We start from the raw sequence: 17,620 nt of genomic DNA on the forward strand, positions 1-17,620 counted from the left end.
TGAATAATGAACAGTAAATTATACAAACTTGTTTTTTGTTATCGGTTGGGATGTTTGGTAGCTGTCGGTGAATTCACTCGGGCCTATGGTAAATCCTATTCACCTTCAGGTCGGAAAATAATTAAGCTGAACCATATCAAAGTATTAAATTGTCTAGCCATCGTGACTGGGTTAGCTCTTGGCACAATCCCCTTACTGGTTTTAGCCCAGCCCTTGTTGCCGGTTAACGGCAAAGTTGTGATTGGCCAAGGTGCATTAGATATCAATAACACGACACTGACAGTGACACAGCAAACCGATAAGTTAGCGATAAATTGGCACAGTTTTGATATTGCACCGGGGAATAGCGTTATTTATAACCAGCCAGGAACCCAGAGTATCGCACTGAATCGGGTGCTGGGGAGTCATGCATCTCAAATATATGGCAGCCTCAAGGCAAACGGTCAGATATTTCTGCTTAATCCGAATGGCATTTTGTTTGCCCACGGGGCAGAGATTAATGTTGGGGGGTTGGTAGCCACGACGAAATCACTGTCTGATCAGGACTTCATTAATGGGCGCTATATACTGACAAGCCCGAAACAGGAAGGTAGCGTAATTAATCAGGCCAATTTACGCACCGTTCCGGGAGGTTATATTGCTCTAGTGGGGCTGCGGGTTAATAACCTGGATTCGGGTGTCATTAACACAGCTAAGGGGAGGGTAATATTAGCGACCGGGGAACGTGTCACACTTAATTTGGACCATGGACAATTGCTCGGTGTACAAGTCCAAGGGGAGCAGGTTGCCGCTCTAATACAAAACGGTGGGTTAATTCAGGCTGACGGTGGCGTTATTCAATTAACGGCCCGTGGTAAAGATATGTTGATGAATACCGTGATTAATAATACCGGTATTTTACAGGCTAACGGATTGTCGGAAAAAAATGGCGTTATCCACCTTGATGGTGGTGATGAAGGAGTTATAAGACAGCAAGGCGTGGTTAATGTTGCACATCCACAGGGACGTGGCGGGGATGTTACCTTTCAAGGTAAAAATATTCATTTGGATGCTGGCAGTAAAATAGCTGCGGGTGGAGTTGACGGCGGTGGCCAAGTTTTGATTGGCGGCGGCTGGCAAGGTGAAAATAAGCAGGTAAGAAATGCGCACTCACTCGTTATGGATAAAGGTGCCGAGATTGATGCGTCAGCCACTCGCAAAGGGCATGGCGGTACTGTAGTGCTCTGGTCTGAAAATTACACCGGATTCTATGGTGATATTAAAACCAGAGGTGGATTAGAGTCAGGTAATGGCGGGAAAGTCGAAACATCCAGTCGGCGTAATTTACAGGCTTTTGGTCAGGTTGATGCCGTGGCTTTGGCTGGAGAAAGTGGAGTATGGTTACTTGATCCGGCAGAGGTAAACATTGTTGGCAGTGGTGCTGAAAGTGGCGCATCGCTTCAAGCAGGGAATATGCCAACCGAATATGTAACAGATGCACAGGTTTTCATCCCAACGGCCAATGTCGCACAAATATTAAATAGCAGTATCAATTCTCAACTTAATAGTGGCACAAATGTAACAGTGACGACCAGCAATAGCCGTTTATTAAGTTGCCGATGGTGTAATATTACCTTGCTAGCCGACATCAACAAAACAGCTGGCTCAGATGCAACGCTGACGTTACATGCTGATGGTAATATTGTTGCTAACAATAATATCACAGCGAATACAGGTAAACTGAATATTAATTTATTATCAGGTAACTTAACAGTAGATTCCGTTATTACATTAAATAATAATGAGGTGCTATTGAATGGTGGAGATTTGGTTGCAAAGAATGCGAGTGAAAATAACACAGCACGCATTGAAATAGTAGGGGGGTATTATAATATTGGTAATCTGACTTTGGAGGGGAATACGGGTGCCGCATCACAGGTGGGGGTTAATATTAGTAATGCTGCCAATATAACAGTAGCAGGTGAAACTCGTATAACTGGTGAAAGCAGCAATTTAAATGGACAAGGGTGGCGCAGCATTGAAATATCTGATAACTCAGCGATTGTCGGAAAGGGGAATGTAGCCGTTACCCTTATTTCTAATTCCAAGACAGCGTGGATGGGCGTTTTCTCTAATACGACAATAACCAGTGATAAAAACGTTACATTCCAAGCGAAGGGTAATGCATGGGGGGGGGTAGCCTTTAACTCCAGTAAGTTAACAGCTAAAGCGGGTGATGTTTTTATTAATTTAAATGGCAATATTATTTCTGAGTCTAACCAAGGTGTTAATTTTAGTCATGGTTCACAAGTTAGTGGACAGAAAGTCAATGTTGAGAGTCACCTTACCGGGGCTGATGGAGTGTTATTGTCTAACAGTAATATTGTAGCCACTTTGGGTGATATTAACATGAACACTACCACAACCAATAAAGGGGTGTGGATATCAGAGAATAGTAGTTTAAATGCCAGTGGTAATATTGCTTTACAAGGGGTAACTATGGGGCTCTTGGCTGGTGCTGACGCTATAAAAATTAGCGGAATTACAGAAAGTAATAGGATTAATATTATTGCAGGGGCTGATATATTACTAACAGCCAATAATAATGTTACGGCTCAAAGTTCATCACTAATTCTAAACAATGTTAATCTGGCATCAGAAACTGGCAACATAGCTATTAATGGCACTGGGGGTGGAGGTGCCCATTTTACTAACATAGAGTTAAATACCTCCGTGGGAAATATGGCTGTTTATGCTGAGACAGGAACAGATTTAATATCAACTGCCAGCTCAGTATTAAGTCTGGAGGGGAATAATACTATAAAAGCCCGGAATGGCATCGTGGTTGGTAAAGCATTAAATACCCGCCAAGGGGGCGGTATTGGTTTTAGAGAGAATAATATTTTATCAGTTGAAGGTAACATTACTTTTCAAGGCGAAACTGAAGGTATAGGAGTGACAAGTAAAGGTGTTGATTTTTATGGCGAGAATACACTTAATATTGTTAAAGGAAGCCAACTCTCTTTAAGTGGAGAAAGTAAAGGTGTACAAGATACTGCTGATGGCCATGGTATCAGCCACTCAGGCCCAATTAAGCTAACTATTAATAACGATGGATATTTAAAATTAGAGGGGCGTTCAACTAGTGGTTCAGGAATTAATTTCTCCAAAGGTAATAATACAGTGATAATAAATGGGGAAGGAGGGGCTATTATTAAAGGTGGCAGTATTGCCGGTAGTGGGGTGGTTATTTCCGGGGTAGTAAATAACAGTACAGGCCCGGTCACAATAGCAGGCATTAGCACTGATGGAACTGGGGTTCACCTTTTTAGCACTAAACATCAAGTTAATCGGATTAATATTACTGGGTGTTCCACTCATGCTGAGGGGCTGAGAATGAGTGGGAATGTGACAATTATGGATACCACACTTAATGGTGACTCAATTAAGGGTAGCGGAGTGAAAATTGATTCATTCCCTGACGCTAATGCTGCCACTCTTACTGTATTAGATAATGCCAGACTCAATGGCATTAGTACTAATGGCAAAGGGGTGGAAATAACCCGTGAGGTGAAGGGTATTCACCAAAGTATCATTAATGCAAAAATTAATGGTACCGGCTATGGTCTTGATATTGCTGAAAATGTAAATGTGACGGGTACCAGTGAAACCGATTTACTTACCTTGAAAGGTGTTGCGACAACGGGCTTCGGCACTGGCATAAAACTGAATGGTAATAATGACTTAAGTAATACCAGCTTAAATGGTTCTGCTGTCGATGGTATTGCATTAGATATCGATGGCCCACTGAACAACAGGGGTTATACGGGATTAAATGGCACGGCTTCCGCTAGCGGTACTGGTGTACATATCACTGGGGTGCTGAATAGCCATGTGGTTAATGGCACTTCAGCCAGCGGCAGTGGCGTGAAAGTTGATGGTGATACGCTTCTCAATAATACCGCGCTGATGGGTAATAGTACTGCCGGTAAAGGGGTAGAAATTGCAGGCAATCTGACTGGGAACCAGAACAGCGTGGTGCAGGGTGATTCAGTTAATGGCATTGGCATGATGATTGATAATAATGCCTCTCTCATTGGCGGCGGAGGCCGCGACCAACTGGATATCATCGGCAATGCCACGGGCGATAAAGGTACCGGTGTGCAGCTGGATGGCAATAATATTCTCGATAACGCTTCGCTCAATGGTTATGCCATTGATGGCATTGGACTGGCTATCAGTGGGCCGCTGGTGAATACCGGCAACAGCGCCATTATGGGCAATGCTGATAAGGGGGATGGGGTGCAACTTGACGGCGCGGTTACTGGCGGCACCGTCAATGGCCGTTCAAACACTGGGACGGGAGTGAAAATTGATGGTGACAGCAGCCTCGACAATGTCTCGCTTATTGGTAATAGCACTGACGGCCAGGGCGTGGAGATCACCGCTAATCTCACTGGCATCAATGGTAGTGCAGTGTACGGCGACACGGTCAATGGCACCGGTGTGGCGATCGGTAACAATGCCGTGCTGATCGGCGGTGGAGGCCGCGACCTATTGGATATCATCGGCAATGCCACGGGCGATAAAGGTACCGGTGTGCAGCTGGATGGCAATAATACCCTCGATAACACTTCGCTCAATGGTTATGCCATCGACGGCATTGGACTGGCTATCAGTGGGCCGCTGGTGAATACCGGCAACAGCGCCATTACGGGCAATGCTGATAAGGGTGATGGGGTGCAACTTGACGGCGCGGTTACTGGCGGCACCGTCAATGGTCGTTCAAACACCGGGACGGGAGTGAAGATTGATGGTGACAGCAGCCTCGACAGTGTCACGCTTATTGGTAATAGCACTGACGGCCAGGGCGTGGGGATCACCGCTAATCTCACCGGCATCAATGGTAGTGCAGTGTACGGCGACACGGTCAATGGCACCGGTGTGGCGATCAGTAACAATGCCGTGCTGATCGGCGGCGGAGACCGCGACCTACTGGATATCATCGGCAATGCCACGGGCGATAAAGGTACCGGTGTGCAGCTGTATGGCAATAATATTCTCGATAACACTTCGTTGGCGGGTAATGCCATTGATGGGCATGGCGCAAAGATCACTGGGCCGGTGACCAATAAGAGTAACGCCACCATTACGGGGAATGCTTCTAACAATGGCCATGGGGTGCATATTAATGGCCCAGTCAGCGGGGGCGCGATAAATGGTACTTCAGGGAATAGCCACGGCGTTTATTTTGATGCCGATGCTGAACTAACAGAACTGGCTGTCATTGACTCAGGTAAAGTCCCCGTACATATAACATCACCGGAACTTATCAGTGAAAATGTCACGATTAACGGAAAACCCGTCGATAAAACCAAGTTTGGAAGAAACACCGTGCTTGGTGCTAATAATTCGAGTATTGGTAAATCTAATCCCAGCTCCGATGGGAAAACCTCAGCAGCAAGAATAACCGCACCTTTGCCAGAGAGAGAAACTGCATCTAGGTTGATGAAGCGCGAACAAATTCTCAGTTCTCTTGAAAGTCAGCATTTCCTTCCCTCTATCGTCACTGAATTGACAAAAGATATGGCCGCCAATATCAGTATCTCGCTTTGCATACCACGGGATGTTGTTACTGGGCCGGAACCTTGTGACGAGCATATTTTAGGGCGATGGGCACCATCGACTCAAACCGAACCGTAAAAATAGCAAGATTCCATTGAGGTTGATGATTTATCTAATAAGTACGTTCATCGGGTGAATGCTAAATTGCCAGGGAGAGCAGATTATGGTGGAAAAAACGACTGAAATATCACCGCGAACCGAGGATACAGCGATATTTTCGCTGCCTTATTTTGAATTTTTAGTTTGTGCTCGCCGCTATGAAGAAGCGGGGCGAATATTAATACTCATGCTGGAACAATTAGATACCCATTATGGTCGTTGGGATGTTTTTGCACTGAATAAACAGTCTATTCGGCAGCAAGAGCATTATTGTAATAGGTTGGCTGCTGCCATTGGGAATCTCTTTTCCGATCCTGGATTTGTGCTTTCGGAAAAAGGGTTTTTACAGTTAATCAATTTCCATCGTTGGATTGCCTTGATCTTTGCCGCTTCTCCTTTTGGTCATGCTGATCATGTCATTACTAATCTCAATCAGGCGGGAGAAGGCTGTGTGCATCCTCTGCGATTTGAACGAAACAATTTCCTCAAATTCTGTGTCATGTATTTACCTGAATCAGGTATCCCTCTTCAGCCCGATATATTATGGCAATTCAATCCGCATGCTACTGCGGCATTATTTTTGGCTTTATTATCACCGCGGATTTTACCCAGCACGGTTGGGCACGCAAAACGTGAATTACTCTTGGCGTGGTTACCAGAGAAACTGTTAACTCTGGATAGCCTCGAGCACTTGCCGGAGCGTATCTTGCACGATGTTTATATGCATTGCAGTTATGCTGATACGACACAAAAACATGCCATAAAGCGCAGCATCAATTTTCACTTGCGCAAGGCACTGCTTCACAATGGATTATCCGATAACCACTTGCCGCCACCGCCACGTAATAAACCATTGATGCTGGTTATCCTTGAGTGGTTTAACAGCGGCCATTCTATTTATCGCACCCATTCCAGCACATTGCGCGCGGCTCGTGAGCACTTTTCTACCCATGGCGTCACTATTATTGAGGCAACCGATGCCATAACCCGCGATGTATTCGATGATTTCACTGAGGTTAATCGTGCCGAAGCTGTCGGAACTGTCGTGACATTGGCCCAGCAACTGCTGCCCGATGTGATTTATTTCCCCAGTGTTGGTATGTTCCCACTGACTATAGCGCTCACCAATTTGCGCCTGGCTCCGTTACAGGTGATGGCATTAGGTCATCCGGCAACGACACACTCAGATTATATTGATGCTGTTTTAGTGGAAGAGGATTATTTGGGTAATAGTGCGTGTTTCTCCGAGAAGGTGGTTTCATTACCTAAAGATTGCCTGCCCTATGTACCTCCCGCCAATATCAGTCAGCCGGAACCTATATTGTATTTTGATGAGCGACCCGCCGTGCATATTGCGGTTTGCGCATCAGCGATGAAGATAAATCCGCGCTTTTTAACCACCTGTGCTGAAATAGCTCAGCGAGCCTCAACACCGGTGATATTTCATTTTCTTGTCGGTTTTTGCTGGGGCATCACTCATCGAGTCATGGAAAAAGCGGTCAATGACAGTGTTCCCCAAGCCCGAGTCTATGAGCATTTGGGGTATTTAGACTATTTACAGGTTATTAATCAATGCGATCTATTCATCAATCCGTTTCCTTTCGGTAATACCAATGGCATCGTAGATACAGTGCGTCAAGGGTTGCCGGGTGTGTGCCTGAGTGGTGCCGAAGTCCATGAACATATTGATGAGGGGCTATTTCGCCGTCTCGGATTGGCTGAAGAGTTGGTTGCGCATAACTTGGCCGAATATATCGCGGTGTCAGCTCGGTTGATTGACGATAAAAAGTGGCGCGATAATTTGCGTCGGCGGTTACTACAGACTCAGCCGGATAATGTCTTATTTACTGGCAAGCCGGAGCAGTTTGGGGTGATTGTCCGCCGTTTGTTGGCGGATAAAAAAAGCCTCCAGTAATTGGAGGCTTGGAGTGTTAGACACACATCAATAAGGCAACATGTTAGGCGGCTTCAGTATGCCGTTGTTTGACTGTCGGCTTCACTTCTGGCTTGGTGGCCAGTGCATCAGCGTCAAATTCATCGACATTAATAGAACGCAGACGGCTCTCTTCTGCTTTGGTCAGTATTGCGGCTTCTTCTGCACTGATTTTACCTTCAGCCAGTGCACGTTTGGCCAACTTATCCAGCCGTGTAAATGGCAGGCTCTTACCTGCTTCTTTACTTAGGCGTTTATGAATTGGCTCAGCGGCAATCACGTCCTGCAATGCGGCTTCCAGCAAACCAACCGGGTTAAACTCGCTCGGTGTCAGATATTGACCACGACCAATGCGGCTGCGGGTGGCTGATGGTACTTGTAACAGTTGGGCTAACTGATGATCCAGTCGGTCTGACGGTGCTTGATGTACACGACCCAGTGGGAAGATGCCAAACCGCATAACCCCGGCAATAAATTTGTTCGGGAAGTTGCGCAGTAAATCATCCAGCGCAATTTCTGCCTGATTCAGGGCATCTTGCACGCCCCAATGCACCAGTGGTAAATCCTCTTTCTGACGGCCTTCATCTTCATAGCGTTTCAGAGTGGCAGAAGCCAGATACATTTGGCTGAGGATATCCCCCAAGCGGGCAGAAATACGTTCGCGACGTTTCAGGCTACCACCCAGCACACCCATCGAGACATCAGACATCAATGCCAGATTGGCACTTAGGCGATTCAGGTGCTGGTAATAGCGGCGCGTGCTGTCTTTTACCGGCGTAGCACTGGTGCGGCCATTGGTCAGCCCCAACCAGAAGCTGCGCACTTTGCTGCTGCCCACATGGCCTAGATGACCAAACAGGGCTTTATCAAAGGCTGAAACATCATTGGATTGCGCGGCGGCCATTTCATCCAATACAAACGGATGACAACGAATAGCGCCCTGACCGAAAATAATCATGCTACGCGTCAGGATGTTAGCGCCTTCCACCGTGATACCAATAGGTGCACCTTGATAGCTACGGGCCACAAAGTTAGCTGGGCCAAGGCAGATACCTTTGCCCCCGGCGATATCCATCGCATCCATCACGGCGCGCTGGCCGCGGTGAGTACAGTGATACTTAACAATGGCGGATAATACGGCGGGTTTTTCACCCAGCATGATACCGCTGGTAATCAAGGTTGCTGCGGCATCCATCACATAGGCATTACCGGCAATGCGCGCTAATGGTTCTTCAATCCCTTCCATTTTACCGATTGAGATTTTGAACTGACGACGAATATAGGCGTAAGCACCGATACCCATTGCCACACTTTTCAGGCTGCCCGTGGCGTTGGATGGCAAGGTGATGCCACGACCGACTGACAGACATTCCACTAGCATCCGCCAGCCTTGGCCGGCCATTTTTGGCCCGCCGATAATGTAATCAATCGGCACAAAAATATCGTTGCCGCGGGTCGGGCCATTTTGGAATGGCACGTTCAGCGGGAAGTGGCGGTGGCCGATTTCTACCCCTGGGGTGTTCGTTGGGATCAGTGCACAGGTAATGCCTAAATCAACGGTTTCGCCCAGCAGATGCTCAGGGTCAGATAACTTAAATGCCAGCCCGAGCACTGTGGCGATCGGGGCCAGAGTAATATAGCGTTTATTCCAGGTCAGGCGCATGCCCAGTACCTGTTTACCTTGCCATTCACCCATACAAACAGTACCAGTATCTGGAATTGCACCGGCATCAGAACCGGCCTCCGGGCTGGTCAAGGCGAAGCAAGGAATTTCGTCGCCACGGGCCAATCCCGGCAGATAATGATTTTTTTGCTCTTCAGTGCCGTAATGTTGCAGCAATTCACCGGGGCCGAGGGAGTTAGGTACCCCCACAGTGATGGCCAATATGCCAGAAACACCAGACAGTTTTTGCAACACTCGTGCCTGAGCATAAGCAGAGAACTCAAGGCCGCCGTACTCTTTCTTAATGATCATCGCAAAGAAGCGATTTTCTTTTAGATATGCCCAGAGTTCTGGCGGCAAGTCTGCCAGTTCATGGGTAATTTGGAAGTCGTTAGCCATACGGCAAGCTTCTTCAACCGGCCCATCGATAAAGGCCTGTTCTTCCGCCGTTAATTGCGGTTTTGGATAGTTGTGCAATTTCTTCCAGTCTGGTTGGCCCTGGAATAAATCGCCTTCCCACCAGGTGGTACCCGCATCAATCGCCTCTTTTTCGGTGCGTGACATTGCAGGCATGACTTTACGGAACATGCGCAAGGCTGGGGCAGAAAACAGAGATTGACGCAGTGGTGTTAGTGTTAATGGCAGCAGAACAATCATCAGCGGCAATAATGCCCAGTATGACCATAACTGTGCGGCTCCCATGGCGGCGGTATAAACCACGAGGATCAAACTACTGAGATACAGGTTCACCCGGTGATAGAACAACACACCAATAAGAACCAGCAAGGCAACAATGCTAAGAACCATCATAATGAAGCTCCTGAGATGTAGGAGGTCTGACCTGTTGAGTGATACATTTGTTGTAGTCCATCTCATTCTATTTATCAATACCATTACATGTCATTTACAACTCATCTCACAAATTGTTTGCATTAAGCGCTAAAAACGCTCGGTCGAATTTATAGTGATCTCGCTAATGCATCACAGTACTTCTCGCAGTTTATGCTATCCGGTACACTGGCGCAGGAAGAACATTGATGCCATAGGACTATTAAAGAGGCTCCCATGTACCACGATTTAATCCGCAGTGAACTGAACGAAGCAGCAGACACGCTGGCCAACTTTCTAAAAGATGATGCCAATATTGATGCCATCCAGCGCGCAGCCGTATTACTGGCTGACTCTTTTAAAGCTGGCGGTAAAGTCTTGTCATGCGGCAATGGCGGCTCCCATTGTGATGCCATGCATTTTGCCGAAGAGTTAACCGGCCGCTATCGTGAAAACCGCCCAGGCTATCCGGCGATTGCTATTTCTGATGTTAGCCATCTCTCTTGTGTCAGTAATGATTTTGGCTATGACTATGTTTTCTCTCGCTATGTTGAAGCTGTAGGCCGTGAAGGGGATGTGCTGTTGGGCATTTCTACTTCAGGTAATTCAGGTAATATCATCAAGGCGATTGAAGCGGCTCGCGCCAAAGGCATGAAAGTGATCACCCTGACCGGCAAAGACGGCGGTAAAATGGCGGGCTCTGCGGATATCGAAATCCGGGTTCCTCATTTCGGTTATGCTGATCGTATTCAGGAAATTCATATCAAAGCGATTCATATCTTGATTCAGTTGATTGAAAAAGAGATGGTAAAAGCTTGAGTTAGGTCGAGTTAGTTATTGACCAGTTGTTTATTTATCCCCTCCATTTTGCAAAATGAAGGGGATATTCGGGAGGCAGGCATGTGCGAATTGCTCGGGATGAGCGCAAATGTTCCAACGGATATTTGCTTTAGCTTTACCGGCCTGGTGCAACGAGGCGGGGGAACAGGGCCACATAAAGATGGCTGGGGAATCACTTTCTATGAAGGTAATGGTTGCCGCACCTTTAAAGACCCTCAACCTAGCTTTAATTCTCCCATTGCCCGGCTAGTGCAAGATTATCCGATTAAATCCTGCGCGGTGGTTTCCCATATTCGCCAGGCAAACCGCGGTGAAGTCGCATTAGAGAATACTCATCCATTTACCCGCGAAATGTGGGGGCGCAACTGGACTTATGCTCATAACGGTCAGCTTAAGGGTTATCGCCAATTAGATACCGGCACTTTCCGTCCCATTGGTCAGACTGATAGCGAATATGCTTTCTGCTGGCTACTGAATCAACTGGCAAAACGCTATCCTCGCACGCCAAGCAACTGGCCTGCGGTGTTTCGCTATATTGGCACCTTGTGTGAGCAACTACGCGCCAAAGGGGTGTTTAATATGTTGCTGTCGGATGGGCGTTTTGTGATGGCGTTCTGTTCGACCAATTTATATTGGATAACTCGCCGTGCGCCTTTCGGCAAAGCCACTTTGTTGGATCAGGATGTTGAAATTGATTTTCAGCGCCAGACCACCCCTAAAGATGTGGTCACGGTGATTGCGACTCAGCCACTGACAGGGAATGAAACCTGGCACAAAATTGCACCAGGCGAATTTGCCTTATTCTGTTTTGGCGAGCGTATTTGATTGAAGCATTGAGCTCGATTTGGTTGAGGCATACTGCGACACCGGTTCACTAGAAACAGGTGGTCGGCTCAATACATATTGCCCATTTATCACTGAAACAGATGGCGGCATGCGGTTCTTGGCAAAGTAAGCATAGCCCGGCTGCAACTGACGCCAGAAGTTGTAATCTGAAGAGTTACGGTGGCGCTGCATATTTTGTTCAGTCATACGGAATGGATAGATACTGATATCTACTTTTTCCTGCCCGAAGATAAATGCCGTTTGCACGTAGTTAAATATCTCGTCCATATAGGCATCTGTCATCGCATAACAGCCGATTGATTTGCAAGCGCCATGGATCATCAGATATTTCCCTGAATAACCTTGCGACTTATCATAATCATTTGGGAAGCCAATATTGATTGCCCGATAAAACTTACTGTCAGGCTTTAAATGGCGCATATCAATAGTGTAAAAACCTTCTGGGCTCTTAAAATCCCCTTCACGGCGTTTCGGGCCAAGGCCACCTGAGAATTCACAGATACGGTAGCTTTGTACCAAACGATACTCACCTTGTAACCTGGCATATAATTCCAGGGTACGTTCTTCTTTGAATATCTGAATATAGACCGATGACCCTAGTAATTGCTGTTTGAGATCTTTGGATACTGCCACGGGCTCACTGGCTGAACTGGTGAAGGAGACCACAGGCAAACACATTATCATCGCAAACATTATCATCGCAAAAAATGGCGCGATTTTGCGCATTATTATTCCCACTTATATTTATAGATGCCACTGACTTTTCTGATTTATAGGCGCAGATTATCAGTCAGAAAATTTTTAGCAATATATGTTTTGTATAAAATAAATACAAAATCGGTAAATATGAATTAAGAGAACGATTTTACCGAATATATACAAAATTTAGCAGTAAATTATTTGTGTTTGCTTGACGTAAGTCACTGCATTTGTCAGACAGTGCGGTATGGAAATGCTAAAATTGCCCGCGGCTGATGACCTGCTCAATTAATGGTTATTTTTTGCCATTGTTAGTCTTAGTGGCATTCAACATAATACCAGTATTAATGGCTGGGCTTCTTCGGTCCGTATTCATGCATGCCTAACTGGCTAAGTGTAAAATCGTCGTTTAACAGAACCATGGAAGTATCTTCTCTTTACGTGGCTGTACTCTCTGGGCTAAGTACAGCATTTGATATAACCAATAAAGTTGTCCAACTATATGATTAAAATAAAGAAAGGCCTCGACCTTCCCATCGCTGGAGTACCTGCACAAGTGATAGAGGATGGTCCTGCTATTCATCATGTCGCTTTACTCGGTGAAGAGTATGTGGGCATGCGCCCCTCAATGTTGGTGCACGAAGGTGATTGGGTTAAGAAAGGCCAACCGCTGTTTGAAGATAAGAAAAATCCGGGGGTGTTGTTTACCGCCCCTGCCAGTGGCAAGGTCAGTGCCATCAATCGTGGCGAGCGTCGGGTGCTACAATCGGTCGTGATTGAAATCGACGGGGATGAACAGGTCCCTTTCGAACATTATGCTGAGGCAGACCTCAATCAACTGAGCAATGAGCAGGTACAGCGACACTTGTTGGCTTCTGGCCTTTGGACTGCGCTGCGCACTCGACCTTTCAGCAAAACTCCGGTTCCAGGTAGCAGCCCACGAGCTATTTTTGTCAGCGCGATGGATACCCAGCCTTTGGCTGCCGACCCTCAAGTGATTATTGCTACAGAATATGATGCTTTCAATCAAGGCTTAACGGTATTGACTCGCCTGACTGAAGGTAAAGTGCATGTTTGTCATGCACCTGGGCAGGCGGTTGCCAGCCATCAGAATGCACAGGTGACTTATAATGAGTTCTCCGGCCCGCACCCTGCAGGTCTGGTGGGGACTCACATCCATTTCCTTGAACCAGTGAGCCTGAACAAAATCGTTTGGCACGTGGGTTATCAAGATGTCATTGCCATCGGTAAATTGTTTACCCGTGGTGAGTTGTGCACAGATCGTGTTGTCGCACTGGCAGGCCCACAAGTGAATCAGCCGATTTTACTGCGCACCCGGGTCGGGGCCAGTTTATCCGAACTGACAGCTGGCCGACTAAAAGAGGGCGATAACCGCATTATTTCAGGCTCAGTGCTGAGTGGCACGGCATTCTCAGCCACTCATGGCTATCTGGGGCGCTTTCATCAACAAGTATCGGTTATCCGCGAAGGGCGAGAAAAAGAGCTATTCGGCTGGGTGATGCCAGGGCGCGATAAATATTCTATTACCCGCACCACTCTGGGGCATTTCTTCAAACACAAATTGTTTGCTTTCTCCACCGATTTGAATGGTGGGGAGCGCGCTATGGTGCCAATTGGCAACTATGAGCGTGTTATGCCACTGGATATTCTGGCCACCCATCTGTTGCGTGATCTGCTGTCCGGTGATACCGACAGTGCGCAAGCTTTGGGGTGTCTGGAGTTGGATGAAGAAGATTTGGCTCTATGTACATTTGTCTGCCCCGGTAAGTATGAATATGGGCCGGTATTGCGCGACATACTGACCAAGATTGAGCAGGAAGGATAACTGATGGGCCTGAAAAGTTTTCTTGAAAAAATAGAACATCACTTTGAAGCGGGTGGAAAACTAGAGAAGTATTATCCGCTGTATGAAGCTGCCGCCACTATTTTCTATACGCAGGGTAAAGTTACTCCGGGAGCTTCTCATGTTCGAGATGCTATCGATCTGAAGCGTATGATGATTTTGGTATGGTTGGCTGTATTCCCGGCGATGTTCTGGGGCATGTACAACGTAGGGGCACAGGCGATTCCGGCCTTGAATCAACTCTACAGTGGTGCAGAGCTGCAACAGATTATTGGCGGTGATTGGCATTATCAACTGGCGCAAATATTGGGTGCATCATTGGCACCCGATGCCGGTTGGATTAGTAAGATGGTGCTCGGTGCTGCTTATTTTCTGCCGATTTATGCCGTGGTATTTGTGGTGGGCGGTTTTTGGGAAGTGGTTTTTTCCATTGTCCGCAAACATGAAATTAACGAAGGTTTCTTTGTTACCTCGATTCTATTTTCCCTGATTGTTCCGCCAACTTTGCCACTATGGCAAGCGGCATTGGGGATCTCTTTTGGCGTGGTTATTGGTAAAGAGATCTTTGGTGGTACCGGGCGTAACTTCCTCAACCCTGCGCTGGCTGGGCGGGCTTTCTTGTTCTTCGCTTATCCGGCACAAATATCAGGTGATTTAGTCTGGACGGCGGCGGATGGTTTCTCTGGTGCAACCCCCTTATCGCAGTGGAGTGTTAACGGTAGCCACAGTCTGGTCAATACCATTAGCGGCCAACCTATCACTTGGATGGATGCTTTCCTCGGTAACATTCCTGGTTCTATCGGTGAAGTTTCCACATTAATGATCCTGATCGGCGGTGCCATTATCCTCTTTGCTCGTGTGGCATCCTGGCGAATTGTTGCTGGGGTCATGATTGGCATGATGGCGACGGCCTATCTGTTTAACTGGGTCGGTTCCACGACCAATCCATTATTTGCCATGCCGTGGTATTGGCATCTCGTGCTCGGCGGTTTTGCTTTCGGCATGATTTTTATGGCGACTGACCCGGTATCGGCTTCCTTTACTAATCAAGGAAAGTGGTGGTATGGCGGTTTAATTGGTGCGATGTGTGTCTTAATCCGCGTGGCAAATCCGGCTTATCCAGAGGGCATGATGCTGGCAATCCTGTTTGCCAACCTGTTTGCGCCACTGTTCGACTATGTGGTTGTTCAGGCCAATATCAAGCGGAGGAAAGCCCGTGGCAAATAATAAACCAAGAAACAATGACAGTATTGGCAAAACACTGTTGGTGGTGATTGTGTTGTGCCTGGTGTGCTCAGTCATCGTTTCAGGTGCGGCAGTTGGCTTGCAAGCCAGACAGCAAGAGCAGCGCCTATTAGACAAACAACGCAACATTCTGTCGGTGGCGGGTTTACTGCAACCAAGAATGCCCGCAGAAGAAATACAAAGTACATTTGCCCAGCGCATTGAACCACGCCTGGTCGATTTGCAAAGTGGTGAGTTTGTCCAACAAGATCCGGCAACATTTAATCGTGCTGTAGCTCTGCGTGATAATCAAATGAGTATTGCGCTAACGCCAGCTCAGGATATTGCCAATATTCGTCGCCGCGCTAACATTGTGGAAATCTATCTGGTGCGCAGCGAGCAGGGGCAAATTGACAAGCTTGTGTTGCCGGTTTATGGCTCGGGTTTGTGGTCAATGATGTATGCCTTTGTTGCCATTGATACCGACGGTACCACGGTGCGTGGTATTACCTACTACGATCAAGGTGAGACGCCGGGATTGGGGGGGGAAGTTGAGAACCCAATTTGGCGTAATCAATGGATTGGTCAGCGATTATTTGATGATCAAGGACAGCCAGCTATTCGTATCGTTAAGGGGCGTGCGCCTGCTAATGATCCTCATGCAATAGATGGACTGTCAGGTGCGACACTGACCTCCAATGGAGTACAACATAGCTTTGATTTTTGGCTCGGTGAAAATGGCTTCGGTCCATTCCTGAGAAAAGTGCGCGAAGGGGCATTAAAAAATGGCTGATAGCAAAGAGATTAAACGGGTTTTACTCGGGCCGTTATTTGATAACAACCCGATTGCGTTACAAATCCTTGGCGTGTGTTCAGCGCTGGCAGTAACCACTCGATTGGAAACCGCGTTAGTGATGACACTGGCGGTAACCTTGGTGACCGCGTTCTCCAGTTTCTTTATCTCCCTGATCCGTAACCATATTCCCAATAGTGTCCGTATTATTGTTCAAATGGTCATTATTGCTTCGTTGGTTATCGTCGTGGACCAGATCCTGCGTGCTTATGCCTTTGAGATATCCCGGCAGCTATCGGTATTTGTTGGTTTGATTATTACCAACTGTATTGTGATGGGCCGCGCAGAAGCTTATGCGATGAAATCCCCGCCGATTGAAAGCTTCATGGACGGTATCGGTAATGGTTTAGGTTATGGCGTGGTACTGGTCTTGGTGGGCTTTATCCGCGAGCTAGTTGGCTCAGGTAAAGTGTTTGGCTTACCAGTATTGGAAACGGTCCAGAATGGTGGTTGGTATCAGCCAAACGGATTGTTCCTGCTGGCACCGAGTGCATTCTTTATCATTGGTTTGCTGATTTGGGGTCTGCGAACCCTGAAGCCTGCGCAGATTGAGAAGGAGTAATTGACGATGGAACATTACATCAGTCTGTTTGTCCGCGCAGTGTTTGTCGAGAATATGGCGTTAGCTTTCTTTTTGGGGATGTGTACTTTCCTGGCTGTCTCCAAGAATGTAGCAACCGCTTTCGGTCTTGGCATTGCGGTAACCGTGGTATTAGGTATTTCAGTACCTGCGAACAATCTGGTTTTTAACCTGGTTCTACGTGATAGCGCCTTGGTTGAAGGTGTGGATCTGAGCTTCCTGAACTTTATTACCTTTATCGGTGTTATTGCTGCCATTGTTCAGGTGCTAGAAATGATCCTTGATAGGTATTTCCCTGCACTCTACAACGCTCTTGGTATTTTCCTGCCACTGATTACCGTGAACTGCGCCATCTTTGGTGGCGTGTCGTTTATGGCACAACGCGATTACAACTTCCCTGAATCCATTGTTTATGGTTTTGGTTCCGGTATCGGTTGGATGCTGGCGATTGTCGCGCTGGCGGGGATTCGCGAAAAAATGAAATATGCCAATGTGCCTGCGGGCTTACAGGGGTTAGGGATCACCTTTATCACCACCGGATTGATGGCATTAGGGTTTATGTCTTTCTCCGGTGTGAACTTATAAAG

11 protein-coding genes are annotated in these 17,620 nt (G+C 47.1%); 9 read left to right on the forward strand and 2 right to left on the reverse strand.

The window, feature by feature from the left end; all coding sequences use genetic code 11:
- Positions 1 to 6 precede the first annotated feature (6 nt).
- On the forward strand, positions 7 to 5,682 hold the full coding sequence (locus DJ58_RS04185) for a two-partner secretion domain-containing protein (protein WP_032910638.1): 5,676 nt from the start codon (positions 7 to 9) through the stop codon (positions 5,680 to 5,682).
- 85 nt (positions 5,683 to 5,767) lie between these two features.
- Entirely contained in the window at positions 5,768 to 7,618 is a 1,851-nt protein-coding gene (locus DJ58_RS04180) for a hypothetical protein (protein WP_004707426.1), read from the forward strand.
- A 43-nt stretch (positions 7,619 to 7,661) separates the two neighbouring features.
- Here DJ58_RS04180 and fadE read toward each other — a convergent pair whose 3' ends face one another.
- Positions 7,662 to 10,109, reverse strand: a complete 2,448-nt coding sequence (fadE, locus tag DJ58_RS04175) for an acyl-CoA dehydrogenase FadE (RefSeq protein ID WP_004707431.1) — start codon at positions 10,107 to 10,109, stop codon at positions 7,662 to 7,664.
- A 255-nt stretch (positions 10,110 to 10,364) separates the two neighbouring features.
- Here fadE and lpcA point away from each other — a divergent pair, with 255 nt between their 5' ends.
- Entirely contained in the window at positions 10,365 to 10,946 is a 582-nt protein-coding gene (lpcA, locus tag DJ58_RS04170; protein WP_004707432.1) for a D-sedoheptulose 7-phosphate isomerase, read from the forward strand.
- 81 nt (positions 10,947 to 11,027) lie between these two features.
- On the forward strand, positions 11,028 to 11,792 hold the full coding sequence (locus DJ58_RS04165) for a class II glutamine amidotransferase (protein ID WP_032910639.1): 765 nt from the start codon (positions 11,028 to 11,030) through the stop codon (positions 11,790 to 11,792).
- Here DJ58_RS04165 and dpaA read toward each other — a convergent pair.
- On the reverse strand, positions 11,766 to 12,539 hold the full coding sequence (gene dpaA / locus DJ58_RS04160) for a peptidoglycan meso-diaminopimelic acid protein amidase (RefSeq protein ID WP_032910640.1): 774 nt from the start codon (positions 12,537 to 12,539) through the stop codon (positions 11,766 to 11,768). The two genes, DJ58_RS04165 and dpaA, sit on opposite strands and share 27 nt — an antisense overlap.
- Before the next feature lie 475 nt (positions 12,540 to 13,014).
- Between dpaA and DJ58_RS04155 the strand changes: the two genes are divergently transcribed.
- From DJ58_RS04155 to nqrE, 5 genes are read left to right on the forward strand one after another with little or no spacing between them, the layout of a single operon-like run.
- Positions 13,015 to 14,358 carry a Na(+)-translocating NADH-quinone reductase subunit A gene (locus tag DJ58_RS04155; protein WP_004707435.1) on the forward strand — a complete coding sequence of 448 codons (1,344 nt, stop codon included), beginning with the start codon at positions 13,015 to 13,017 and terminating at the stop codon, positions 14,356 to 14,358.
- A gap of 3 nt (positions 14,359 to 14,361) precedes the next feature.
- Positions 14,362 to 15,603: an NADH:ubiquinone reductase (Na(+)-transporting) subunit B gene (locus tag DJ58_RS04150; protein ID WP_004707436.1), complete on the forward strand. Its 1,242-nt coding sequence runs from the start codon at positions 14,362 to 14,364 to the stop codon at positions 15,601 to 15,603.
- Entirely contained in the window at positions 15,593 to 16,393 is an 801-nt protein-coding gene (locus DJ58_RS04145; RefSeq protein ID WP_032910641.1) for a Na(+)-translocating NADH-quinone reductase subunit C, read from the forward strand. The genes DJ58_RS04150 and DJ58_RS04145 overlap by 11 nt, the downstream gene beginning before the upstream one ends.
- Complete coding sequence (locus tag DJ58_RS04140; protein WP_032910642.1) at positions 16,386 to 17,015, forward strand: NADH:ubiquinone reductase (Na(+)-transporting) subunit D; 630 nt, start codon at positions 16,386 to 16,388, stop codon at positions 17,013 to 17,015. Before DJ58_RS04145 ends, DJ58_RS04140 begins: the two co-directional genes overlap by 8 nt.
- Positions 17,016 to 17,021: 6 nt before the next feature.
- Positions 17,022 to 17,618 (forward strand): NADH:ubiquinone reductase (Na(+)-transporting) subunit E, encoded by a 597-nt coding sequence (gene nqrE, locus DJ58_RS04135; RefSeq protein ID WP_004707444.1) that lies wholly within the window; start codon positions 17,022 to 17,024, stop codon positions 17,616 to 17,618.
- Positions 17,619 to 17,620: the final 2 nt, after the last annotated feature.

It is taken from the genome of Yersinia frederiksenii ATCC 33641 (genome assembly GCF_000754805.1).
In the GTDB taxonomy this organism is placed as follows: domain Bacteria; phylum Pseudomonadota; class Gammaproteobacteria; order Enterobacterales; family Enterobacteriaceae; genus Yersinia; species Yersinia frederiksenii.